Source organism: Serratia sp. HNCC26DJ206 (assembly GCF_057180605.1).
Window position 1 is genome coordinate 1 of sequence record NZ_JBXUGP010000044.1, and the last position, 25506, is coordinate 25506.

Consider the following 25506-nt stretch of genomic DNA (forward strand, 5'->3'; position numbering starts at 1 on the left):
AAAAAAGCGCCTTTAGGCGCTTTTTTCGTATATATTCCACCATCAACTTCCCAAACACCCGATATAACAGAATCCCCCGAGGTCGTGTTGGATGAGAACCTGCGTTCAGGTTCGAGCCGAGCGAAGCGAGACGACAACGCGCAGCGTTGCCCGCAGGGCGAGGCCGAAGGCCGAGTCAATCCTGCACGAACTCCACAGTGCCCACAGAAATCTCCCGCCTAAATACCCAATAATGACAAAGTAGCCTTTTAGTCCGAGATACCCGGGCCTAGCGCACCGAGGGGCGCTCCGGCGGCTTACGCCGCTACGACCCCATCGGCACGCTCTCCCTAATAGCGAACTTCATCAGCCGTCTGAAAAACCAAAAAGCCCTAATATATGATATCAGCCAACCATCAAGCCGCCAGCGTCGCCCCGCCGTCAATCACCAGATCCTGCATCGTAATATGACTGGCACGTTCAGAAGCCAAGAACAGGATCGCATCGGCAATCTCTTGCGGTTTAGCGATTTTCCCCAGCGGGATCCCCAGCTTGAACTGCTCGGGGAAGCCATTAATCGTCTTGCGCTCACCGCTTTCATCCAGCCACATGCCGCGCTGCATTGGCGTATTGGTGGATCCCGGGGAAACCAGATTACAGCGTACGCCATGAGGGGCCATCTCTAGCCCCACCGTCTGGCACAGGCTGCGCAAAGCCGCTTTGGAGGCGCAGTAGGCAGCCATACCAACGCGCGGCACATGCGCCGCATTAGAGGCCACGCTGACGATCGCCCCACGCTGTTGGCGGCGGAAGACCGGCAACGTCTGGCGGAACATATTGAATGCTCCCCCCGCATTTACCGCCATGCAGGCCAACCAGTCGGCGCTGCTGGTTTCGTCGGCCAGCCCCATGCGCAAGATCCCGGCGCCATTTACCAGCACATCCAACTCAGGCTGTTGCGCCAGCAACCGCTGGCAAACGCGATCGACCGCCTCACCGTCGGCGATATCCAGCACTTCGGTGCGGAACGGATAATCCTGTTCATCAAAGCGCAAGTCGAAGCCAACCACCTCAGCACCGCACTGCACAAACGCCAACGCAGTTTGATAGCCAATCCCTGCCCCGGCACCGGTCACCCAAACCCGCTTGCCGGTAAAATCGTGCCCATGATTCATCAGGATTTCCCCTCGGAAAGCAGCGCCCACCAGCTGTCGATGGTGGGGGATTTTGCCAGCGCGATAAAATCGATATCTTCACGGATCTTACGCCAACGGGTTGCCAGTTCCATGATGCGTACCGAATCCAGGCCGTAATCAATCAGGTTTTCATCATTGCCGATGTCTTCGCTGTCTTCATCAAGCAATGGAATAATTTGCTGGCGCAGGGCATCAATACTGATCGTACCCGGCAGCAGATCGGCGGTCATCACCACGCGGCCACAGCGCCCAGCGGTATAACGCAGCGCCATCAGGTGTTCATCTTGTGAGAAATCCGCCAAACCATCGGCCACCATAAACGGCTTGATATCACGCATAAAAGCGTCGATGGCGGTAGTCATACAGCCGATATGCGCATAGACACCGCAGATAATCAGCTGATCGCGCCCGCTTTCCTGCAAAATCTCCTGCAACGGTGAGCGGTGAAACGCACTGTAACGCCATTTCACCAGCACGGTATCGTCGGCATCCGGTGCCAGCGCGCTGACCACCGCCTGCTGTTCCGGGTGCTTATTCAGCCCCGGCCCCCACATATCGTTCAACAGTGCCCGCTCTTCATGGCTCTGCTGATTAGGCTGCGCGGTATAGAACACCGGTATGCCCTGCTCTTTACAGTAGCGGCGCAGCTTGGTGATGTTCTCTACCACCTGCTTGATCAGCGGACTGTCTTCTCCCCAAAAATTGAGGAAATACTGCTGCATATCGTGAATCAACAATGCGGCGCGCTGCGGCTCAAAGGCCCAGTTCACCTTGTTGGTTGGCAATTCACTCTGCGTTGGCAGCGTATAGTCGTTAAGTTTAGGAATGGCCATAGCTTATTCTCCCTGAGCCTAGGTCAAATGTTGACGCAGATGTTTTTTATCCACCTTGCCGACCGGAGTTAACGGCAGCGATTCCACCTGAATAAAGCGATCGGGTAATTTGAACTCTGCAACACCCTGCTCGCGCAGATGACGGCGCAGAACCACCGGTTTCACGGCGTGGTGCGCCACAATAAAGGCGCAGCTTTTCTCTCCCATCAGCGTATCCGGCATCGAAACCAGCGCGGCATTGATCACTTCCGCATGGCGCAGCAACAGGTTTTCAATCTCTTCGGCGGCAATCTTTTCACCGCCGCGGTTAATCTGGTCTTTCTGCCGCCCTTGAACCTGCACGTAACCGTCCGCTGTCAGGCTGATCAAATCGCCCGAACAGTAAAAACCGTTATCGTCAAAGGCTTCGGCGTTATGCTCTGGGCTCTGGTAATAACCCCGGAAGGTATAGGGGCCGCGCGTCATCAGGCGACCGGTTTCCCCCACCGGTAATGGATTACCTTGTTCATCCGCCACCCACAGTTCATCGTCCGGGCACATTGGCGTGCCTTGGGTGGCGAAAATGTGTTGGTCATCGTCATCAAGCAGGGTGTAGTTCACCAACCCTTCGGCCATGCCAAACACCTGTTGCAGTTGGCAACCGATCTCGCTGCGAATACGTGCCGCCAGGGTTTCCCCCAACTTGGCACCACCCACCTGCAACAGTTGCAGGCTAGCCAATTGATGATTGCTGCCCCACTCGTCGATCGCCTGTAGCCACAGAGTGACGGCGGGCGGCACCAGCGCGGTAACGGTAATCTGATGCTGTTCAATAAGCTTGAAGCACTGCGCCGCTGCCGGATCGGCGGCAAACACCACCTGCCCGGCAGCATAGAACACGCCTAAAACTCCCGGCGAACTCATCGGGTAATTGTGTGCCACCGGCAGTGCGCACAGATAACGAGTGGCGCTGTCGAAACGGCAGATCTCTACGCTGCGGCGAATGCTGTAGTAGTAGTCGTTATGGGTCCGTGGGATCAGCTTCGGCGTGCCGGTGCTGCCACCGGAAAGCTGGAAAAACGCGACCCGATCGGCAGCCGTCGGAGCCGGTGTAAAGGAACCGCAATCCTCCTCCAGCCAAGCGGCTAAAGCATGCTCTCCAGCAGATTGACTGCGTAACCCCACTACCCGCAGCGAGGGATACTGTTCTCTGAACGCCGTCAAAAAATCGTCCTGCGCGAACAGGCTATGTTGGCGATCGGCAATCAACAAAGCGGGCTTGATCTGGCTGGCATAGGCATTCAGTTCGCTGCGCTGATGGCTGAACAACGCATTCACCGGCACCACACCGATCTTCAGCAGGGCAAAGAACACCACGTAAAATTCCACCACGTTGCCAAGCTGCACCAGCGCGGTATCGCCCGCTTGCAATCCCCGGCGCAGCAGTGCAGCGGCCAGGCGATCGGAAAGCTGCTCCAGTTCGCGGTAACTCAGGCTGCGTTGCGGGTCAATCAGGGCAATGGCGTCATTGTCTGCCTGCCGGGCCAAGATCTCGGTCAGCGGCTTATCGATCCAATAGCCACGCTCACGGTAACGGCGTGCGAAATCCTCGGGCCAGGGGGTAAAAGCAATACTCATAAGATGTTTATCCTTGAAGGCCAAAGGCACGCAGCATGGTGCTGAGTTTGGTGCCGGTTTCATGCCATTCAGCCTGTGGAGATGAGTCCGGCACAATGCCCGCACCGGCAAACAGGCGCACCTGATTGGCGTTGACCGTACCGCAGCGGATAGTAACCACCCACTCACCGTTGCCTTCGGCGTCGCACCAGCCGACGATGCCGCCAAATAGGCCACGCTCAAAAGGCTCCAGCTGTGCGATCAACTCGCGCGCAGCCAGCGTTGGTGTGCCGCAGAGTGCAGGCGTCGGGTGCAACAGGCAGGCCAGCGACAGCGCGTTCTCTGCCCGCTCGGCCACTTCGCCGTCGATCGGCGTCGAAAGATGCCACAGCGTTGTGGTGCTCAGCAGCTCCGGGGAAGCGGGAATATGCAGATGGCGGCAGCGGCCACGCAAGACCTGACGCATATCTGCGGTGACAATCTGGTGTTCATAGCGATCTTTAGCCGATGTCAGCAATTGCTCACTAACTTGACGATCGCGCTGAGGATCGCTTTCACGCCGTGCCGATCCGGCCAGCGGATTGGAATAGAACTGATTGCCGTACTTGCGCAGCAGCAGTTCCGGGCTGGCACCCACCAACGCCCCCTCTTCGAGCGGGACATGGAAATGGAAACCCTGCGGATTCTGGGCAATGATGCGCATCATCAGCGCCTGCGGATCTATCCGTTTACTGGTTTCAATCTCCAGCAAGCGAGAAAGCACCACTTTTTCCAGTTGTTCACCGCCGGTTGCCTGCACTGCATCGGCCACCATCTGCATAAACTGCGCCTGCTCTGGCAACTCGGTTTGGCGGGTGATGGTGGGCAATGCGGCAGCCGTGGGTTTCACGTCTGCCATAAAGGCTTCACGTTCAAACCATTGGGTTTGCTGGGGGATAAATAACGCCGACGGTTGACGGGTATCGAAAGGAATAGCGCCGCACAGCACCGGGTTTGGTATTCCTGCCTGCTGGGCTTGGGCAAACGCCTGCTGTACCACCCGCTGGAAGGTGCCTTGCAGATTGTCGCCATCGGCGGCAGGCTGCGTAATTTTGGCAAAGTACCCTTGCGTGCTCAGGCTACGATAAGGAGAAGTAAAAAAGAAACCTGAGGTTGGGGAAACCGTGACTGGCTGTAGCGCACAACTCCTGCTCTGCAGATCCTCTTGTTCGACCCCCTTAACTGCTAACACCATCGGTACTCCCTTTTCATCGTTAATAACAATCAACATAATAATGATTATCATTTGTATTTGATTGCGATAAAGTACCTTTCAGCATTTGTCATGTCAATAAATGCAAACACTTATTTTCATCAGTTTTAGATATTAATTTTCAATACTCATTCATTGAATTGATGGCCATTAGCATTCAACAGGAGATTACCGAAAATGATAAATACCTTACGGCTCGGGCTGGCGCTGTTTGCCATGTTGGCGCTGGGCGTAGCTCAGGCGGCAGCTACTGCCGAATGGCCACGCAGTATCACCACCCCACACGGAGTGATTACCCTCAATCAGCCACCGGTACGGATTGTCTCCACCAGCGTCACCGTCACCGGCACTCTGTTAGCCATCGACGCCCCGGTGATCGCCAGTGGAGCCACCAGCCCGAACAACCGGCTGTCAGATAAGCAGGGTTTTTTCCATCAATGGGGTGAGATCGCCGCCCAGCGCGGTGTGAAGCGCTTATACATCGGCGAACCCAATGCCGAAGCGATAGCCGGTGAGGCCCCCGACCTGATTGTGATGTCCGCCACCGGCGCCGATTCCGCGCTGCGCCTGTACGAGCAGTTATCGGCTATCGCACCGGTACTGGTGGTGAATTACGACGACAAGAGCTGGCAGGAACTGGCACTCATTCTCGGCCAAGCTACCGGACATGAAGCGCAGGCGGAGAAAGTCGTCGGTGAGTATGCAGCACGAGAAAAGGCGCTGAAGCAACGGATGACGCTGCCCCCGCAGCCCACGTCGGCACTGGTATTACGCAGCGACGGCAAAAATGCCAACCTGTGGACCGCCGATTCCTCTCAAGGGCAACTGCTGCAACAGTTAGGCTTTACCCTGGCGACGTTGCCGCCAAAGCTCAACGCCAGCACTAGTCAGGGGGCGCGCAAAGACATTATTCAATTAGGCGGGGAAAATCTGGCGCAGGGCCTGAATGGCCAGACCCTGCTGCTGTTTGCCAATGACGAAACTGACGTGCAGCGGCTGATGAACAACAACTTTCTGGCGCATCTGCCCGCGGTAGAAAACCAACGGGTTTATGCGCTGGGCAACGACACTTTCCGTCTGGATTATTACAGCGCCAGCAACCTGCTGACGCGTCTTGAGCAGCTATTTATTTCTCAGTAGCTTCAGCGGCGGGTTGTAGCACATGGCTCTGCCCGCCACTGCCTACCTGGCGCAAACCACGCATGGCGAACGCCAGTACTACCGCCAGCAGCACGGCACCAAAACCGAAACTGCTTGAGGTCATGGCTGGCAGCATAAATGCCCCCATCGCCCCCAGCAGCAACGCACCGAGCGCATCGCCGACCACGTTCTGTGCGGTCCACAGCCCGTTGATGCGGCCAAGAAACGCATCCGGCGTCAGGTTCTGAATCAGCCCATACTGCAACAGCGAGTTCAGCGCGCTGAAATAACCAAAGGCCACCAGGCACAGCAGCGCCATGCCATACCACGGCATCAGGCCAAACAGCCCGATGGCAGCGAATGCGGCAATTGCCGTCAGCAGCATCACCCACCCTGGCCGGGCAACCTGTGCCACTCGCCCACTGGTGAAAGCACCGATCGTCGCCCCCAGCGGCACGGCGGCATACATAAAGCCCAGGTGCGCGATGCTCACATTCCACATGCCGGAGATCGCCGGGTACAACACCCGCACCGCGCTGGCCATGGTCATCAGCGCGCCGATCAGCGCCACCATGCCAATCACTTTATTCTGCAACAGAAAGCTAAAGCCGCCGATCAAGGCGCGCAGCGGATGCTCACGCGGCTGCGGCGGCGGTTGCAACTGCGGTAAGCGCAATAAAGGGATCAGAGTCAGCATCGTGCCCAACGCCGCCAGGCCGTAGTTCCATGCCACACCAACGCTGGCGATCACCGCACCGCCAATGGCCGGTGAAAGGATCGAACCAAAACGCACGGTCAGCATGCTGATGGCCCCGGCCTGCACAATATTCTCACGCCCCACCAGCGCCGGCGTGGCGGCCAGTAATGCGGTAACGCCAACGGCACCAAAGAAACCGTCCCACACTGCCAGCAGATAGATCGCGGTCAGAGAAGGCGCAGGCAACGCCGCATTCAGGCACAGCCCGACAAAACCGACGCCGCAGGTAGAACGGGCAAACAGGATCAGGCGGCGGCGCTCATAGCGATCGGCCAGCACCCCGCCCATCAGCAAACCGGCAAACATTCCGCTGCCCGCCAGCGTCACCGCAAGCCCGACCAACAAGGTGGAACCGGTCAACGCCTGGATTTGTACCGGGATAGCAATCGCCATCAGGCCGAGTGCCAGAATCGAAATAAAACGGGCGCAAAATACCGCACGAAAGGCCGCATTGGTTTTCAGCAGGCCAAAATCGAGCAAAATAGAGGGTTTATTCATCTTGTTATCACCACAACCGAACTCCGTTATGCAGCTTAAAACTCACCAGGAACAGCGCTAGTGCTGCTCAGGCTGCTATGCTACCATAGATGAATACAATCAATAATGATAATAAGTATCATTTATATTCAATTGATAATGGGCTGTCATGTTCCGGCTTACACCTAATTGCTCTCCTCCTTTATCCACCCCATTCCTGGGCTTATCGCGCTCATTCTGGCCGCGCCTGCTTGGGCTACTGTGTGCCATTGCTGTTTTGCTGTTAATGATGATGCTCAGCCTGTCACTGGGGGCTAAATCCATCCCTTTTACCAACGTGCTTGAAGCGCTGAACGGGCAATGTGCCGGTGCAGACTGCATCATCGTGACCGAAGCCCGGCTACCGCGAACGCTGATCGGTGTATTGGCCGGTATTGCCCTTGGGCTGGCCGGAGCGCTGATGCAAACCCTTACACGCAACCCGCTGGCCGATCCCGGCATTCTGGGGGTTAACTCCGGGGCTGGTTTCGCCGTGGTTTTAGGGATCACCTTTTTCGGTGCGACCGATATCAGCCACTATCTGTGGTTCGCCTTTGCGGGTGCCTTTTTTGCCTCATTATTGGTGGCGCTGGTCGGTGCGCTCGGTGGCAGCCGCCTCAGCCCAATTCGCCTGACGCTGGCCGGGGTAGCGCTGGCGGCGGTGTTGGAAGGATTGTCTTCCGGCATTGCCCTGCTTAATCCGCAGGTGTTCGATCAACTGCGTTTCTGGCAGGCCGGTTCGCTTGATATTCAAAGCATGGCGGTGGTGCGCACCGTCGCCCTGCCGATCCTGTTGGGAACGTTAATTACCCTGTGGCTGACCAAAGCGCTGAATAGCCTAAGCATGGGCAGCGAACTGGCTGCTGCACTTGGCACCGGCATTGTGCGCACCCAGTTACTCGGCCTGCTGGCGATTACCTTGCTGTGCGGTGGCGCGACCGCCGCCGTTGGCCCGATCGCCTTTGTCGGGTTGATGATGCCGCATATTGCCCGACGGCTCTCGGGGCCGGAGTTGAGCTGGATGCTGCCCTGGACTCTGGTGTTAACGCCAATTCTGCTGCTGACAGCCGATCTGCTTGGCCGCTTTCTGGTATCGGGCGAGTTGCAGGTTTCTATCGTGCTGTCGCTGATCGGCGCGCCGGTGCTGATTATGCTGGTACGCCAGCGCCGCATGTTCCGGCGAGGAGGATAAGATGAGCCTAATGGTTTCTCACCAAACTCTCGCCAAAAAACCACTGCGGCTGGCGCGCCCGCTGGCAACGGCCTTGCTCTTGCTGTTCGCCTGCCTGGCGCTGGCGGTTTATGCCCTCGGTTCCGGCACGCTCAAGCTCAGTGCCATGCAAGTGATCGACGCCCTGCGCGGCGAAGGCCCGGCTAATTTGGCCGTTATCGTCACCCAATGGCGCTTGCCGCGCGTCGCTCTGGCGCTGCTGCTGGGAGCAGCCCTTGGCCTCAGCGGTGCCATCTTTCAGTCGTTGCTGCGCAACCCGCTCGGCAGCCCGGACGTGATCGGCTTCAATACCGGCGCCTACAGCGGCGTACTGGTGGTGATCGTGCTGTTTAACGGCGGCATTCTTGGTATCACCTCTGGCGCACTGGCCGGGGGCTTGCTCACCGCCGGGCTGATTTACCTGTTGGCCTGGCGCAACGGCGTGGAGGCTTTCCGCCTGATTATTGTCGGTATTGCGGTACGCGCTCTGCTGTTTGCCCTAAACACCTGGATGATCGTCAGCGCGTCGCTGGAATCGGCGATGACCGCCGGTTTGTGGAGCGCGGGTTCGCTCAACGGCATCTCTTGGGCAAAAAGCCTGCCTGCCGTGCTGGTGATCCTGCTGGCGGTGATGCTGCTGGCCGCGCTGGCCCGGCGCATGCGGCTGCTGGAAATGGGCGATGATACTGCCTGCGCGCTAGGGGTGGCGGTCGAGCGTTCGCGCCTGCTGCTGTTCCTGGCCGGGGTGCTGCTCACGGCCGCAGCCACCGCCGTGGCTGGCCCGATCTCGTTTATTGCCCTAGTGGCACCGCAGATCGCCCGCCGCCTGTGCGCCAACCAGAACGTGCTGCTGCTGACGGCCTTAACTGGCGCGTTGCTGCTGCTGGCCGCAGATGTCGCCGCCCAACGCCTGTTTATGCCCTACCAGTTACCGGTCGGCGTTTTGACCGTCAGCCTGGGGGGTATTTATCTGATCTGGTTATTAATCCGCGAGTCGCGAAAAAAATGAATGCTGAAAACCTGTTAACTGCGCCGCTGCGCGCCGAAAACCTGACGCTGAGCTACGACAAAAAAATCGTCGCGCGCGATCTGTCCGTCTCCATTCCGCACGGCGAACTGACGGTGATTATCGGCCCGAACGCCTGTGGTAAATCTACGCTGTTAAAAACGCTCAGCCGCCTGATGCAGCCACAGGCCGGTTCGGTGTGGCTCAACGGCCAGCAGATCCGCGATTACGCCACCAAAGACGTTGCTCGCCAGCTTGGATTGCTGCCGCAGAGTTCGATCGCCCCCGGCGATATTACGGTGTTCGATCTGGTGGCACGTGGCCGCTACCCGCATCAGCGCCTGTTCAGCCGCTGGCGGGAAGAGGATCAGCAGGCGGTTGAACAGGCCATGCATTCTACCGGCGTAGCGCAATTGGCAGAGCAACCGGTGGATACCTTATCCGGCGGGCAGCGTCAGCGGGTGTGGATAGCGATGGTCTTGGCACAGCAAACCCCGCTGCTGCTGCTGGATGAACCCACCACCTGGCTGGACATCACTCATCAGATTGATCTGCTGGAACTGCTGCGCCAGTTGAATCGGGTAAATGGTTATACCCTGGTGGTGGTACTGCACGATCTGAACCACGCCTGCCGTTATGCCACTCATCTAATCGCCATGCGCGAAGGTAAAGTGGTGGCTGAAGGCGCGCCGAGAGATATCGTGACGCCTGAGTTGATCGAACAGGTGTATGGGCTGAAGTGTATGATCATCGACGATCCGGTGTCGCATACACCGCTGGTGGTGCCGTTGGGGAAATAGCTCACCGGCTCCACAGTGTCAAAGCCGTTCGTGTTTTTGGCTAGCGTTATGAAAATAAAACACTTCCTGATTAGGAACCGAATCTTACCATCAACTCTGCGATCGGCACGATAGTAAGCCAGACCGTTGCTTACTGCGTCGCTGCCGCTTGCCCCGCATCACCAGCCTATTTTTAAAATTTCTTGACGCAGATCTCAATACCCACAAAAGAATAAAAAATTCCTTTTAAATTTTAATATCAGAATACATTATCCCCCTCGCTAAAGAACAGCATTACATCACTTTTAAAATACCAACGGGTTGAACATGAGAAAAATCATATTAAAAACAGTACTGGCATCCATTATTGCTAGTGGGACTGCTCACGCTGCAGTGATCTATAAGGAAGACAATGGCTCGAACGTTGAGCTTTATGGTCGCTTTGGATTCAATATCTCAGACAAGAAAACCGGTAGCACACAAGGTGACTTTGACGGGCGTTTGGGGTTTATTGGTCGTCAGGTTGTCAATGATCAGGTTGCAATTATTGGCTTGGCACAATATCAGGTGAACGCCGCCGAATATGCTAATAATGTCGAGGGTAATAACGATAGCCTGACAGCTCGTTACGTCTGGGCCGGTCTTGACTTTGCGCAGTACGGTAAAATTACCGGTGGTCGAGTCTCTTCCGGCCTGATTATGTTTACCGACATCGGTGACGTTTTCGCCAGTTCAGATGTCGCGACAGGCCGCCAGGCTCGCTTTATTGATCCAACCGCAGTGCAGGTGTTCCGCCAAGACGGCACCGTTCAGTATCAGAATAATATCGGTAACCTTGACGTTTCTACCGCGTACATTATTGGTAACGGTACATCAGATCTGGACTATGGCTACAATGCCGCCACACGCTATACGTTCGATATGGGAACCGCGGGTAAACTCGTGCCAGTTATCGCCTTCCAGAAAACCCGTGCAGCACAAAATTTGGGTAATCGTACCAATGGGGCTGATACTTTCACCTACGGTGGTATTGGTAGCCGCTATTATCTGGGCCCAGTCATGTTAGGCCTGCTGTACTCTTCAGATTCCGTAAGTTACAGCAATGGCAGAGCAGACAGTAAGGATAAAGACTGGGAATTCACCGCCGTTTATAACGTGACTAATGATTGGGTATTACGTACTGGCTATCGCTATCTGAATAATACTGGCGGTGACGAATTAACTCTGCGTGATACCACGTTTGAAGTGCAATATAAACTCACTCCGCGCAGTTCCATTTACAGCGCCTATATTTTGCGTAATGGACAGAATGGCGCAAACGTGGACACAGGCCGTAAGGTTTCATTTGGTGGCAGTTCAGCCGAAGATAGTTTCTATCACCTAGGTCTGCGTTACGAATTCTGACGTTATAACCGTCATATTTCAAGTTGCCTGTGCATTAACTTTCCTCGTTTATCAGCGTTGCTGACTTAAAAACAGCGTGCTCAATAAACTCGTTCGCACTCGCTGCTTATATTATAAAAGATCGAAAGGTGGGATCATGATGAGAATTACGTTTATATCTTTATTACTGTTAGGGACTATGATGAACAGCCATGCGGCTGTCACGCTTAACTTTGGTGACAACGTTAATATTCTGGCTGCACAATCAGCACAAATAAATGCTTTCAGTAATTCTGTTACATTACCCGACGGTGAACAGACGTTAATTGTGCGTTTTGATGCCCCTAACGATCCTGGCTCAATGAATGAAAGCCAAGGGCGTGTCATTTCGAACGCTCAGATATTAACCTTTACCGTACCCCCTAATAGTCATATTAATTTAAAAACAGAAATACCGCTCAATGCGAATGAAACTCAGGCAATAGCTAAGTCGCCAACGTTTTACCTGACGGACTCGCAGGGGAAGTCCATCCCTTTCCATACTCAACCTGTTTCACCGGCATATAATAGGTTCGGAACGGATTACGCCAAATTATTACCGGCAACCATTCAACAACCTGTCGCTAAAGTGAAAACACAAGACAAGGCAGAGGATAAGACGCCACCTCTCAGCACCCTGCAAAAACTTTATTTGCAGATGAATGATGAGCAAAAGAAGGAGTTCTTACGCTGGGCAATCGGTCTTTAATTCCTTTATACCCAAAATAATTCGAGTTGCTTGACAAAAACGCAACGCGTTTTTGAACAGCACTTGGGCTGGCCCCAAAGGGGCTCGGCCCAGACTTGGGCCGAGTAACGCGGCAAGCGAATGAATCCCTGGGAGCATAGCCGACTATGTGACCAAGGTGAATGAGTGCAGCCAACACCCAAGCAACTTGAAGGATGAAGGGGATATTACTGTTAGACATCAAGTTGCAGGTGTACCAGCTCTCCTGCAACTTGAATTATTTAAGATATAGATTTTTCCCTTGAGGTTGTAATGAAAATTAATCTATCCGAACTTACGACAGAAAGCCGTAATCACGTCAGTGAGAATATTGACCAGCTTTCTACCGTAGACATGCTGAAAGTACTCAATGATGAAGATAAGAAAGTGGCTCTTGCCGTAGAGGCTGTTTTACCGGCGATCGCACAGTCTGTTGATTGCATTGTTGCTGCCTTTCAACAAGGTGGCCGCCTGATTTATTGTGGCGCAGGCACCTCAGGGCGCCTTGGCATTCTGGATGCCAGCGAATGCCCCCCTACGTATGGTACTCCGCCGGAGCAGGTTGTCGCTCTGATTGCGGGCGGTCATGAGGCCATTCTGCATGCGGTGGAAAATGCAGAAGACAGTCAAACTCTGGGGCAAGAAGATCTTAAAAATATCGGTTTTAACGCCAATGATGTGTTAGTCGGTATTGCGGCCAGCGGGCGCACTCCTTATACCATAGCGGCATTAGAATACGCCAAGTCATTACAGGCCAAAACCATTGCCTTGACCTGCAACGCAGAGAGTGAAATGGCTCGTGTGGCAGATATCGCCATTACCCCCATCGTCGGGCCGGAGGTGGTCACTGGGTCATCACGTATGAAGGCAGGAACCGCGCAAAAGTTAGTGCTGAATATGCTGACCACGGGATCCATGATCCGTACAGGGAAAGTGTATGGCAACCTGATGGTTGACGTCGAAGCCACCAATCTAAAGCTGGTACAGCGTCAGATTAATATTGTCATGCAAGCCAGCCACTGTGACCACGATACTGCCGCCCAGGCATTACAAGAATCAGGCGGGCATTGTAAAACCGCAATTGTCATGATCCTGGCACAACTGACAGCAGATCAAGCTCATACGGCTCTCAAACAAAACAATGGATTTATTCGCCAGGTACTGAGCGAGCAAGGGAAATAGTCATGGCAAAAATTACAGAAAAAACCATCGCAGATATTTTAAGTCTGGTTGGAAATAAAGATAACGTCAAAGTCTGTGGGCATTGTATGACCCGCTTGCGCCTGACGTTGAATGATAATCAGCATATTGATCAGGTACAATTAAAAGCCATACCGGGTGTTTTAGGGGTTATCAACAGTGATGACCAGTTGCAGATTATTTTAGGCCCGGGTAAAGCGCAAACTGCAGCAGAAATGATGAATACCCTGTTGGGTTCGGCGAATAATGCCACACCTGCGGCTACATCAACCTCTAACGATCTTGGCGACATAGCCAATAACAACAAGAGTAAGATGAAGGCCAAGCAAACCAGTGTGATCCATCAGTTTCTTGCAAAATTTGCCACCATTTTCACTCCGTTAATCCCGGGCTTTATTGCGGCTGGGATGTTACTCGGCTTCGCGACGCTGTTGGAACAAAGCTTTCTCGCCAATGCCACTGAAAAAAATGTCACCCTGCTGCATATTGTCGGCTATATGAAAATTTTCGGCAAAGGTATGTTTACCTTTCTGCCGATTTTAATTGGTTACAATGCACAGAAAGCCTTTGGGGGGACCGGCGTCAATGGCGCTATTATTGCCGCATTATTCGTGCTGAATTATAACCCACAGGCCACGGTAGGCTATTTTTCCGGCATCGATAATTTCTTTGGTCTTCCTATCGATCCGCGCGGAAATATTATTGGTGTATTGATCGCCTCTATTCTTGGCGCGTGGTTCGAGCGGCAAATCCGTAAAATCATCCCTGATAATCTGGACATGATTTTAACCTCGACATTCACCCTGTTGATCACCGGTGCTCTAACTTTCACCATCATCATGCCACTGGGCGGTGAGCTGTTTAAAGGGATGTCTTGGCTGTTTATGCACTTGAACGGTAATCCGTTCGGTTCAGCGATCTTGGCTGGATTATTCCTGATTTCGGTCGTATTTGGTATTCACCAAGGATTTATTCCCGTCTATTTCGCGCTGATCGAAACCCAAGGCTTTAACTCTCTGTTTCCAATCCTTGCCATGGCGGGCGGTGGGCAGGTGGGGGCCGCATTGGCGCTCTACTTCCGCGCTAAAAAGAATTCATTGACGCGTACTCAGGTCAAAGGAGCGATTATTCCAGGGTTGCTAGGCGTTGGTGAACCCTTGATTTATGCGGTAACTCTGCCACGGGTCAAACCATTTATCACTGCCTGTATCGGCGGTGCCTGTGGTGGGTTCTTTATCGGGCTGGTCGCTTGGCTAGGTTTACCGATCGGGCTTAATACGGTATTTGGGCCTTCAGGATTAGTTTCATTGCCGTTGATGACCTCAGCCCAAGGGATTTACGCGGGTATGGCGGTTTATGCCGTAGGAGTGGTCATTTCTTATGTCTCCGGTTTCATCGTTACCTGGTTCTTTGGCAGCAAGAATGTAGATTTAGCCTAACGGCTGGCTGGCGAACACTTCCCCCTTTCTGTTCGCCAGCTTTTTCAAGCCACACTGCCTGCCGATGAATGTCAGATGCGCGAATTATTTTGGGTAGAAAGCGCCCGCAACAGCCGATTCAGCAACGGCCCCAGCACCTTGAACGACGCCGGTGAGACGATATCTACATGCGCGCAATCCAGCTCATGCACCTGCAACGCCTCAACATATTCCGCCCAGGTTTGCTGCACGTTCATGCCAGCCTGCAAGGTGCGTTTCGCCACAAACAGCGTCGCCTGGCCGTGGAAACGGGCGGTACGAGTATGTGATAACAGCCGTACAGAATCCGCATAGTTGGCTTCGATATGATCGAACATCGCCCCCTGTGTGGCCCCCAACGCCTCTTCCGACACCGCCAGAAACTGTTCCCGTTCACGCTGCACTTCTTTCAGCACGTTATCGTCCAGCATCACGTCCCAGTTCTGGGTTTCCGGCGGATAGGTATCCAGCAACCCCAGGAACGCCACCTGTTCACCGCGTGCCTGCAAGCGGGCGGCAATGCCCTGCGCCAAGGTGCCTCCCAGCGAATAACCGATAAAGTGGTACGGGCCGTGCGGCTGCACCTGTAGCACCGTGGCCAGATGCGCGTCACACACCTGATCCATATTTTCACCCAGCGCCAGCGGGCCATCTGGCCGTGGGGATTGGATCCCCACCAGCGACCAGTGCTGATCGATATAGCGCGGCAACACGCTGAACTGCCAGGAGAAGCCGGAGGCCGGATGCAGGCAGAACAGCGTCGGCCCATCGGTAATGCGCAGCGGTAATACGCTGTCGAAGCCATAGCGATCGGCTTCTTCCTGCGTGCGATCTTCCGCCAGCAACTCGGCCAGCTGCTCCACTCTTGAAGCGACCATCACCTGCCCCACCGAGACCGCTTTACCCAAATCGCGCCGCAACTCGGCAGCGAGCCGCATCGCCAACAGCGAATGCCCGCCTAGGGCGAAGAAATCATCATCGGCAAACACCTGTTCCCGCTGCAACAGGCGGGCAAACACCGTCGCAATGGCGGTTTCCAACCCCGGTTCAACCGCGCGCCCGGTTTTTCTGGCGGCGGTTTGCGGCTGTGGCAACGCTTTGCGATCGAGCTTGCCGTTGGCGCTCAGCGGTAGCTCAGCTATTTCCATCAAGGCGACCGGCACCATATGGGGCGGTAAACGTTCGGCCAATGCGGCACGTAGGCTCGCGGTATCCAAAACCACGTCAGGTTGCGCCACCAAATAACCCACCAATTGCCGGGCATCCCCCCCCATAGTATCGGCAACGCTGTTTTCCAGCACCAGCGCATGAGTAACCGCCTGGCTAACCCCCGGCAGTGATAATAAGGCGTGATCGATTTCGCTCAGCTCAATACGCTGACCACGGATTTTCAGTTGATCGTCGCTACGCCCCAGATACTCCACGCTTCCGTCGGCTAACCAACGGGCCACATCCCCGGTGCGATACATGCGCCCACCGTTGCCCTGCGGATCGGCAACAAAACGGCTGGCGGTCAGATCTGGCCTTGCCAGATACCCCTGCGCTAATTGCACGCCGGTGAGATAAAGATCGCCCGCCACACCCGGTGGCACCGGCCGCAGGCGCGCATCCAGAATACGCAACCCGGTATTCCACACCGGCAGGCCGATCGGCACATTGGCACCGCTCACCGCCGCCAGCGATTCACCCCAGGCCGGATGCCAGGTGACGTCCACCGCCGCCTCCGTCGGGCCATAGAGATTGTGCAGCGGCACCGCCGTGCGGCTTTGCCACAGGCGGCACAGCTCGGCAGGCAAAGCCTCGCCGCTACAGAACACCTGCCGCAGCGGCTGGCAATCGGCGATCGCCCTTTCGCTATCTAACGCGCCGACAAAAGCCGCCAGCATCGACGGCACAAAGTGCATCGTCGTCACCCTGTGGCGTGCGATCAGCGCCAACAGCTGTTGCGGATCGCGATGCGCTTCCGGCGGTGCCATCACCAACTGCGCACCGACCATCAGTGGCCAGAAGAATTCCCACACCGAGACGTCAAAGCTGCACGGCGTTTTTTGCAGCACCACATCGCTTGCCGCCAGCGGATACTGATGCTGCATCCACAACAGCCGGTTGACGATCGCCTGATGCCCTACCAACACGCCTTTTGGCCGCCCGGTGGAGCCCGAGGTAAAGATGATATAGGCCGGATGATGCGGCATTGGGCCTTGGATCTCAACGGGGGCCGCCGAGGCTGCCAACGGCGCATCGTACAGCAGCACTTCCCCCTGCCCGGCAAAGCGCAGTTGCTGAGAAGCATCGGTAATAATCAGGCGCGGCGTGGCATCTTCCAGCATCATGCCGAGGCGCTCATCTGGGTAGCCGGTGTCCAAAGGGAGATAGGCGGCTCCGGCTTCGACAATCGCCATCAGCGCCAGCGACAGGAATACTGAACGCGGCAGTGCCACCGCCACTATATCCCCCGGCTGTACGCCCTGTGCTACCAAGCGTTGAGCCAAGGCGCTAACCTGTTCGCGGGTTTCGCGGTAATTGAACTGGTATCGGCTATCGGCCAGCGCCGGAGCGTTCGGTGTTCTATCCGCCTGCTCAGTCAGCAAACCACTGAGGGTTCCCGGTGCAACCGGGTAGGCGGTGTCGTTCACCCGCGCCAACAAGGCGTGATCTTGCTCGCTCAGCATGTCGGCAGCACCGATCGGCAATTCAGGCTGTGCCGCAAACTGGCGCAGCAATAACGGGATGCGCTGCAAATGTTGCTTCAACTCCTCCGGCTGATAACGCTCCGCGTTGGCTAACAGCTCAATTTTCAACGTGCCCGCTTCATCGATAAACAGCGCAATTTCCAAGTCACGTACCGGCCCGGAAGCCAGATCGTGGGTCATGCCCGCAATGCCGTTAAAATTGAGCTGGTAATCAAACATCTTGAAGTTGAAAACCGTGCCGTACAGCGGCTGCGCATCGCCCACGCGCCCTAAATCCCGCTGCACCTGTTCGGCATCATAACGCTGATGGCGACGGGCAACTTTAAGCTCACGGCTGATGTGTGCCGCCAATTCAGCCAACGTTGCCTCGGGAGCAACCTGCATTTCTATCGGCAACACGTTGATCACCGGCCCGGTGGCGCATAGCGCAGCCGAACCCATGCGGCGCATAAAGATAAACCCGGCGCTGAAGCTGGGTTGGCCGCTCAGGCGCGCCACCCACAGCGCAGCCAGTGCCATCGCCATATCCGCAGCGCTAAGCTGTTGCTGCTGGCCCGCGGCCACCAAGGGGGCAAAATCCTCTGCGGCGCAAACTTGTGCCAACCGGTGAATGCGGGTAGAAGATGCTTGCCCGGCCAACGGCTGCGGGCAAAGGGTGGCAGGCACCGGCAGTTGGCGTGCCTTGTTCAGCCAGAAATCCGCATCACGCCGATAGCCCGGCGATTGCTGATACTGCTGATATTCCGCCACCACGTCGCTAAACGGCGTAAAAGGCGTGGGTTCAGGCAACTGATGCTGGCACAGGCGGGTATAAATATGGGCAATGCGGCGCGCAATGGCGGTAAAGCTAAAACCATCGACCACTAAGTGATGATAACGCTGATACCAAAAGAAGCGATCATCGGACAATTGCAGCAAAATATGGCGATACAGCGGTTTGCCGCTGCTCAGCCGCAGTTCAGCAGCCAGATCGATCTGCATCAGTGCATTGGCCGCCGCATCGGCATCCGCCGCTTCGCGCAAGTCCAGCCATTCGGCAGGTGCAATCGGCAACGTGCTGTCGTACCACTGCATCGGCACGCCATCGCGCTCGGCAAAGCGCAGCCGCAAGGTATCAACTTCCGTTAATCCCTGGGCGATCGCCTGCAACAGGCAACCTTGATCCAGCGGACCATTCAGCTCAATGTAATGAGCCACCGCATAGGCATTGCCGTGCGGTGAAATGTGATCGGCAACCCAAATCCCGGGCTGCGCGGCCACCAACGGCAGTTCAACAACCACCTGCTGCTCGCTGGGTAAAATAGAGGTCTCTGACACAGCACTCACTCCTGTTATCACTCATCACGCCTTACGCTGTGATCTTGCCAATGTTGTTCCAGCCAGCTAACGCATTGCCCACGGGTATCCGGGCCAAAAACGCTGGCCCAGCCCGCCGGGATCGCGCAGAAATCCGGCCACAGGCTGTATTGCCGTTGGTCGTTGCACAAAATACGACAACGCTGATGGTCATCATCAAACGGGTTCAGGGTTTCCATAACGAGTTCCTTAGGCGTGAAGGGGGTTGGCAAACGCGGCAGCCTGAAAGACGACGGACGTAGCCCAGTGCGCCTGTAAGCCATCCAGCAGGCCACCACGCCAGCACAGCGCGTCATGCCCGCCTTCCACCACCCGGTATTGCACCCGATGCCCGGCAGCGCGCAGCAGATCGGCCATGCGATCGCTCACCTGGTGGATCAGTTTTTCATGCACTCCTGCCTCGATAAACACCTGCAATTTTCCATGCATGCCCAACCGCTGTGCTTCCAGTTGGCGCATCAGCCAACAGGCGTCATCAGGCTGCGTTGGCAACTGCAACATATCGCGGCGCGGCCACCAGAAAGAGCCGGACTGGCTGATCACCGCACCAAAACGATCGGGCCAGCGTAGCCCTGCATACAGCGACGACAGGCCGCCAAAGCTTTGCCCGGCAACTACCGTGCTGGCGGCCTCCGCGCTGTGCGGCGCCCAATCATTCAACTGCGGCAGCAGCTCTTGCTGTACCGCCAGCCAGAATTCATCGTTGCAGGTCAGTTCCTGTGCGCGGTGTTTTTGGTCAATAACATCAATCAGCAGGTATACCGCTTCCGGCAGTTTGCCTGCGCGGGTCAATTGCATCAGCGGATCCCAAACCGGCATTTGCTGCGCCCAGAACTGGCCGTCCAGCAAAATGGCCAGTGGCCGGTTCGCAGGGTTGCTTTCCCCGGTGGAATAGACCCAGACGTAGCGCTCCGTTCCTAACCGCTGACTGTGCCAGGTATGCCGTTGCAGCTTGGCGGGGGGCGCAGGCGTGCAGCGCCCGCTGGCAACGGCGTAGCGGTCAAAATCGCGCCAGGCTGGCTGAAGCGGTGCCTGCGGCATATGCAGACCAGAGAGAAAGTGCCCCTCGGCATCGGGCCAGGCGCGATAAGGGTTAAGCAGATCCTGTGTGGCATTGGCAAACACCTGCTGCCACCAGTGGCGAACGCTATGCATGTTGGCATGGGCATCACTGCTGTGAAGCGGGAGCGGGCGATCGTCCATACAGGGAATAAAGCAGTAGCTGCCGCGCCAGTTGGCATTCAGCTCCAACTGCCAGTACCAGACGTCCGAACCACTGAGCCGTTGCAGGCTTTGCGGTGCCGCTGGCTGATGATGATCGGTGAGGCAATTAATATGGAGCCAGACGCGCCGGTAGCCCGAGGTAAACTCGCATCCTTGAGGATCGCGCCAGAGAAACGTCACTTTCCAGCGGCCATTATCCAGTGGCTCTACCAACGGTGTTCCGCGCCGGGCAATGTCCAGCCACCAACCGTGGCTCCCTGCATGCTTGCTCGCTAATAACCTACTGCTTTCTGGCAGTTGTTCAGTTTTCAAAACACCCACTCACTGTGTAGCTGGCACAGCGCACCATGCCAAAACAAACGGTAATCTGAATACTATTGATAATTATTTTCATTTGCAATAGTGTGTAACGGTCAGTTAGCAGAGCAGGCATTCTTCAACAGGGATGGATGCCAAGCCATTGAACGGAAATCCGCCGTTGGGTTCCGTTATGACTTTTGGCAACACAATAAAACTACAACCGACCCTTCAGCCACGCTGCAAAAAGGGTAGCCAGGTAGGAACCTCACATGAATCGCACGTTATCACGTTACTCTTTAGCCACACTCATCGGGTTAGGTTTAGGCACGTCTTTATTTTCCGCTGCTGTGAATGCACAACCGGAAGAAAACCAAGCAGAAACCGCTGCGGAAGACACCATGGGTGGTCACCGCTGCCAAACAAAACCTTCAGGCTCCCGGCGTCTCCACCATCACCGCCGAAGAGATCAAAAGACGCCCTCCAGCCCGTGACATCAGTGAGCTGATCCGCACCATGCCGGGGGTCAACCTGACCGGTAACTCTACCAGCGGCCAGCGCGGCAACAACCGCCAGATCGATATCCGCGGTATGGGGCCGGAAAACACGCTGATCCTGATCGATGGTATGCCGGTCAGCAGCCGCAACTCGGTGCGCCAAGGCTGGCGTGGCGAGCGTGACACCCGTGGCGATACCGCCTGGGTGCCGCCGGAGATGATCGAGCGCATTGAAGTGCTGCGCGGCCCGGCAGCCGCCCGTTATGGCAACGGCGCGGCGGGTGGCGTGGTTAATATCATCACCAAACAGGCCAGCAAGGATCTGCACGGCACGCTGAGCGGTTATTTCAACCTGCCGCAGCACAAGGAAGAGGGTGCCACCAAACGTACCAACTTCAGCCTGTCTGGCCCGCTGAGCGAGCAACTGAGCTTCCGGCTGTTTGGGGGTTACAGCAAAACCCAGGCCGATGCCTGGGATATCAACCAAGGGCACCAGTCCGAGCGTACCGGTAGCTACGCCAATACCCTGCCTGCCGGCCGTGAGGGGGTGATTGACAAAAACATCGATGCCCTGCTGCACTGGGAGTTCGCGCACCTGCAATCACTGGAATTCCAGTACGCTTATGGCCGCCAGGGTAACCTGTACGCCGGGGATACCCAGAACACCAATAGCAACGCGCTGGTCCAGAGCAACTACGGCAAAGAAACCAACCGTATTTACCGCACCACCTATGCACTCAATTATCGCGGTGCCTGGGACAACGGAGTCAGCACCACCAACTACCTGCAATTTGAGCGCACGCGTAATACCCGCTTGGCCGAAGGGTTGGCTGGCGGCACCGAAGGGATCTTCTCCAGCGACAGCTTCAACACCACCCGTCTGGACGATTTCCTGGCGCACAGCGAAATCAGCATTCCGTTCGAGATGGGGGTACCGCAAACCGCCACTCTGGGTGGCGAATGGAACCAGCAAAAGATGAAAGATCCGTCTTCTACCAGCCAATCGCTGGCAGAAGGCGGCAACATTCCTGGGGTGGATAGCACTAACCGCGATCCCTACTCTTCGGCCAAGATCTTCTCGCTGTTTGCCGAAAACAATGCCGAAGTAACTGACAGCACTATGCTGACGCCGGGTTTGCGCTTCGATCATCACTCTGAAGCCGGTGATAACTGGAGCCCATCGCTCAACCTGTCACAGGAACTGGGCGATAACTTTACCCTGAAAATGGGCATCGCTCGCGCCTACAAAGCCCCTAACCTGTTCCAGAATAACGGTAACTACATTCTGTACAGCCGCGGCCAAGGTTGTGCGGCCAGCGCCGGAGCCTGTTATCTGATCGGTAATGACGATCTGAAGGCAGAGAACAGCGTCAACAAAGAGGTTGGGCTGGAATTCCACCATGAAGGTTGGCTGGCAGGCGTTACCTATTTCCGTAACGACTATCGCAACAAGATCGAAGCAGGTTATGCACCATCCGGTACCACCACCAACGGCAAGACTGATATTTACCGCTGGGAGAACGTGCCCAAAGCGGTGATCCAAGGTCTGGAAGGGACGCTGAATGTGCCCGTCAGCGACACCATCGCCTGGAATAACAATGCGACCTATATGATTGAGAACAAGAATAAAACTACCGGGGATACCCTGTCGATTATTCCTGAGTTCACTATCAACTCGACGCTGAGTTGGCAAGCCACGCAGGATCTATCGATGCAGACCACCATGACCTGGTATGGCCGTCAGAAGCCGAAAAAATACAATTATAAGGGTGAGACGGTTAGCGGCAGTGAGAAGCGCGAAGTCAGCCCTTACGCCCTCTTTGGCCTAAGCGGCACCTATGCGTTTACCAAAAATATCAGCGTCACTACGGGTATCGATAACCTACTGGATAAACGCCAGTTCCGTGCCGGTAATGCGCAGACTACAGGAAATAGCGTCACCGAAGCCTATATGTATGGCGCAGGTGCAGCCACCTATAACGAACCAGGCCGTACCTATTTTATGAGTGTGAATACCCGCTTCTGATTGGCCATGCTGGATAAAACAATAACGAGGAATAGATGACAGAGCTCCTTCCCTGATGGTGAAGGGGCAAGCTCAAACAACCAGCCACGTCATTTTTCACGTCAGCGCGTTCAAGCTGACGATACTGTTTAGATGATCGACATTCAGCTTACGCAGCGCATTCACTTTGTGAGCACTGATGGTTTTTTGATTGACAGCGTATTTTTTGGATAAATAGGCCGGTTTCCGCTGTTTAATCAGCCCGATAATAATCTCCCTTTCTCTAGGCGTCAGAATCAATGTGCATGACGGTAGTTCACCAAAAATATCCTTGAAACTAAGAATACGTCTTAAATCCGATGCAAGACTCACTACCGTTTTATCGATCGAAGCACAATATCCCTCTTTTCTGCACAAACCTGAGATAAAGTAACCGAGAGCAAAATGAGGTTTAGAGGCTAAAAAAATCATTTTGCTTGAAAAGCTGGCACAGCCTAATGCTGCTTTAATTTTCAAAATACTTTGCAAGCTAATCTCATTAAAGAGATCGTCAGCACAGATAATAAAATCCATCTCAAGATTATTGCGCTCAAAAAAATCACCAGAAGCCACGTTGATTTTTTTTCCAGACGATAAGTGCATATCTGCCAGGACCACACTCAGCGCAAGGCGGGTAAATGAGCATTGAGTTACAATCAAGATGTTAACTGCTCCATTCGATGTCGTTTTCATATCAATTCCGTTGATAATTTTATCGGTTATCCTACATATATTAGTTAATAGCAACCGTAGATAACATAAGAAAGCATGAAAAGGATTGTAGGAAAACCCACAACTTTCAAGCGTAAAATAAGCACATTAAAATATAGATATGCTAATCATTCCAATCAAAACATTAACTCAGCACAAAACCTAATTCATTATTTACAGCAGGTCATTTCTTTCCACATAGTTTGCCATTTCGATGACAGACCTCACACCAAGCTTTGTCATAATTCGGGTTTTATAAGTACTCACCGTTTTTTCACTGATAAAAAGATTCTCCGCTATCTCCTTATTTTTAAAACCCTTTACCAAATACCTCAGCACACTAATCTCTCGGGCGGTCAACGAACGTTTAGGCTGGGTGCTTTTACTCAAAGCGGCCATATCCGACACGTTACTGAGGACCTCTGCGGAAAAAAAAAGGTATCCTTTCAATACGTGTTGTACGGCAAAGAGTATCTCTTCAACATCCTTCCCTTTACTGATGAATCCATTAGCCTTGGCCTCAAGCGCCCGTAGCGAATAGATAGATTCATTTTTAGAAGAAAAAAAAAGGGATTTGACCTGCGGAAACTCTCTTTTTATTTTCTTCAACAGTAAAAAACAGTCATCACCTTGCAGTTCTACATCCGTAATAATCAAATCAATGTGATTTTCGCTCACAATATTCAAGCTTTGTTTGCTACTGCCAGAGACAAAGACTCTCTTAAATGAATCTGACTGCATCAAGAGTGATTTGATGGCAACCAATATTGTGGGGGATTCATCGATAACCAATACGGAATACATATAATCCTCTCTTATAATATCATGGACTAATTTTTGAGGGTAAAGTTCACCAGAAATAATCAAAAAAATTTACTTTCAAAGCAAAAGTATTCATGGACAAATAAAATGTATTCGTCACATATTTACCTCTGAACCTCAATGACATGCAAACAGTGCTAACTTCATCACTTTAAATTTGTAGGGGAAGTCATTTTCCTTTATCCCATTTAGGTTAAGAACCTACCTCCGTAGGCTCTTAACCTTAAGGCTTAACGCTATTTCTCGATCCAGCTCAACAACATCGCCGCACTGGCGATCACGTTAATATTCGAGATATAACCATCATAACGATTATTGATTGCTGACAGTTGATTGTTAAAGTGGTCGTTCTCTGCCGTCAGCACATCCAGCAGCGTGCGTGTTCCCAGGTTGTACCACTGATCGTAAAACATCTGCCTGACCCGATCCGTTTCTGTTGACAACCGGTCAAAATCATCCGCGCGCATAAACGAAGAATCACGCGTCTGCACCAGATTATTGATCTGATATTCCAAATCGCGATAGGCCACTTCATATTGTTGCTGGGCACCGTTGGCTTTAGCACGCGCCGCCATCTGCGCCGCCGTCTGCGAACCCCCGCTGAACGCATTCCATTGCACATTCAGCCCGGTATACCAACCGGTTTCATCACCATTGATATCTTTGGCCGTATTCTTGGACACCACCCAGTTCAACTGCGGTAACCCCGACGACTTGATGCTCTCCGCTTCATACTCCGCAGCCTTGGCCTGTGCCTGCAATTTCAGCAGGTTCGGGTTCTTGGTCAACGAA

Annotated in this window: 19 protein-coding genes, 1 other RNA gene and 1 pseudogene; 10 read left to right on the forward strand and 11 right to left on the reverse strand. The window is 54.4% G+C overall.

What is annotated here, in order from left to right; genetic code table 11:
• The first annotated feature begins 70 nt into the window (after positions 1-70).
• Positions 71-196, forward strand: a non-coding RNA gene (locus tag AC2A1E_RS21830) — RtT sRNA.
• A 199-nt stretch (positions 197-395) separates the two neighbouring features.
• Here the strand turns inward: AC2A1E_RS21830 and dhbA are convergent.
• From dhbA to AC2A1E_RS21850, 4 genes are read right to left on the reverse strand one after another with little or no spacing between them, the layout of a single operon-like run.
• The gene (gene dhbA / locus AC2A1E_RS21835; protein WP_484385481.1) at positions 396-1154 is read right to left on the reverse strand and encodes a 2,3-dihydro-2,3-dihydroxybenzoate dehydrogenase; all 759 of its coding nucleotides are present in this window, start codon (positions 1152-1154) and stop codon (positions 396-398) included.
• Positions 1154-2008 carry an isochorismatase family protein gene (locus tag AC2A1E_RS21840; protein ID WP_484385482.1) on the reverse strand — a complete coding sequence of 285 codons (855 nt, stop codon included), beginning with the start codon at positions 2006-2008 and terminating at the stop codon, positions 1154-1156. The genes dhbA and AC2A1E_RS21840 overlap by 1 nt, the downstream gene beginning before the upstream one ends.
• 18 nt (positions 2009-2026) lie before the next feature.
• A complete protein-coding gene (locus AC2A1E_RS21845; RefSeq protein ID WP_484385483.1) occupies positions 2027-3625 on the reverse strand; it encodes a (2,3-dihydroxybenzoyl)adenylate synthase in 1599 nt (532 codons plus the stop codon).
• 7 nt (positions 3626-3632) lie between these two features.
• Positions 3633-4838: an isochorismate synthase gene (locus tag AC2A1E_RS21850; RefSeq protein WP_484385484.1), complete on the reverse strand. Its 1206-nt coding sequence runs from the start codon at positions 4836-4838 to the stop codon at positions 3633-3635.
• 195 nt (positions 4839-5033) lie between these two features.
• On the opposite strand from AC2A1E_RS21850, the gene fepB reads away from it, so the two are divergent.
• A complete protein-coding gene (gene fepB / locus AC2A1E_RS21855) occupies positions 5034-5996 on the forward strand; it encodes a Fe2+-enterobactin ABC transporter substrate-binding protein (protein ID WP_484385485.1) in 963 nt (320 codons plus the stop codon).
• Here the strand turns inward: fepB and entS are convergent.
• Complete coding sequence (gene entS, locus AC2A1E_RS21860) at positions 5983-7251, reverse strand: enterobactin transporter EntS (protein WP_484385486.1); 1269 nt, start codon at positions 7249-7251, stop codon at positions 5983-5985. The genes fepB and entS overlap by 14 nt on opposite strands.
• A gap of 148 nt (positions 7252-7399) precedes the next feature.
• Here entS and fepD point away from each other — a divergent pair, with 148 nt between their 5' ends.
• The 7 genes from fepD (at position 7400) to murP (ending at position 15052) form a co-directional block, all read left to right on the forward strand.
• Positions 7400-8461 (forward strand): Fe(3+)-siderophore ABC transporter permease, encoded by a 1062-nt coding sequence (gene fepD, locus AC2A1E_RS21865; RefSeq protein ID WP_484385487.1) that lies wholly within the window; start codon positions 7400-7402, stop codon positions 8459-8461.
• Between the two features lies 1 nt (position 8462).
• Positions 8463-9488 carry an iron-enterobactin ABC transporter permease gene (gene fepG / locus AC2A1E_RS21870; RefSeq protein ID WP_484385488.1) on the forward strand — a complete coding sequence of 342 codons (1026 nt, stop codon included), beginning with the start codon at positions 8463-8465 and terminating at the stop codon, positions 9486-9488.
• Positions 9485-10285: an ATP-binding cassette domain-containing protein gene (locus AC2A1E_RS21875; RefSeq protein ID WP_484385489.1), complete on the forward strand. Its 801-nt coding sequence runs from the start codon at positions 9485-9487 to the stop codon at positions 10283-10285. Before fepG ends, AC2A1E_RS21875 begins: the two co-directional genes overlap by 4 nt.
• Before the next feature lie 306 nt (positions 10286-10591).
• Entirely contained in the window at positions 10592-11668 is a 1077-nt protein-coding gene (locus AC2A1E_RS21880) for a porin (protein WP_484385490.1), read from the forward strand.
• A gap of 136 nt (positions 11669-11804) precedes the next feature.
• Positions 11805-12395 (forward strand): DUF2057 family protein, encoded by a 591-nt coding sequence (locus tag AC2A1E_RS21885; protein WP_484385491.1) that lies wholly within the window; start codon positions 11805-11807, stop codon positions 12393-12395.
• Between the two features lie 291 nt (positions 12396-12686).
• Positions 12687-13595 carry an N-acetylmuramic acid 6-phosphate etherase gene (gene murQ, locus AC2A1E_RS21890; RefSeq protein WP_484385492.1) on the forward strand — a complete coding sequence of 303 codons (909 nt, stop codon included), beginning with the start codon at positions 12687-12689 and terminating at the stop codon, positions 13593-13595.
• A 2-nt stretch (positions 13596-13597) separates the two neighbouring features.
• Positions 13598-15052: a PTS N-acetylmuramic acid transporter subunit IIBC gene (gene murP, locus AC2A1E_RS21895; protein ID WP_484385493.1), complete on the forward strand. Its 1455-nt coding sequence runs from the start codon at positions 13598-13600 to the stop codon at positions 15050-15052.
• 71 nt (positions 15053-15123) lie between these two features.
• Here the strand turns inward: murP and AC2A1E_RS21900 are convergent, their stop codons facing one another.
• The 3 genes from AC2A1E_RS21900 to fes are packed head-to-tail and all read right to left on the reverse strand — an operon-like array spanning position 15124 to position 20655.
• Positions 15124-19080 carry an amino acid adenylation domain-containing protein gene (locus tag AC2A1E_RS21900; RefSeq protein ID WP_484385494.1) on the reverse strand — a complete coding sequence of 1319 codons (3957 nt, stop codon included), beginning with the start codon at positions 19078-19080 and terminating at the stop codon, positions 15124-15126.
• 17 nt (positions 19081-19097) lie between these two features.
• A complete protein-coding gene (locus AC2A1E_RS21905; RefSeq protein WP_484385495.1) occupies positions 19098-19298 on the reverse strand; it encodes an MbtH family protein in 201 nt (66 codons plus the stop codon).
• 10 nt (positions 19299-19308) lie between these two features.
• Positions 19309-20655 carry an enterochelin esterase gene (gene fes, locus AC2A1E_RS21910; RefSeq protein ID WP_484385496.1) on the reverse strand — a complete coding sequence of 449 codons (1347 nt, stop codon included), beginning with the start codon at positions 20653-20655 and terminating at the stop codon, positions 19309-19311.
• A 257-nt stretch (positions 20656-20912) separates the two neighbouring features.
• On the opposite strand from fes, the pseudogene AC2A1E_RS21915 reads away from it, so the two are divergent.
• Positions 20913-23163 (forward strand): annotated as a pseudogene (locus AC2A1E_RS21915) (TonB-dependent siderophore receptor).
• Positions 23164-23259: 96 nt separating this feature from the next.
• Here the strand turns inward: AC2A1E_RS21915 and AC2A1E_RS21920 are convergent.
• The 3 genes from AC2A1E_RS21920 to AC2A1E_RS21930 all read right to left on the reverse strand — a co-directional run.
• Complete coding sequence (locus tag AC2A1E_RS21920) at positions 23260-23874, reverse strand: LuxR C-terminal-related transcriptional regulator (RefSeq protein ID WP_484385497.1); 615 nt, start codon at positions 23872-23874, stop codon at positions 23260-23262.
• 192 nt (positions 23875-24066) lie between these two features.
• Positions 24067-24696, reverse strand: coding sequence for a LuxR C-terminal-related transcriptional regulator (locus AC2A1E_RS21925; RefSeq protein WP_484385498.1), 630 nt, complete (start codon positions 24694-24696; stop codon positions 24067-24069).
• Between the two features lie 254 nt (positions 24697-24950).
• Positions 24951-25506, reverse strand: a 556-nt coding sequence (locus AC2A1E_RS21930) for a TolC family protein (protein WP_484385499.1), incomplete at its 5' end; no start/stop codon positions are given.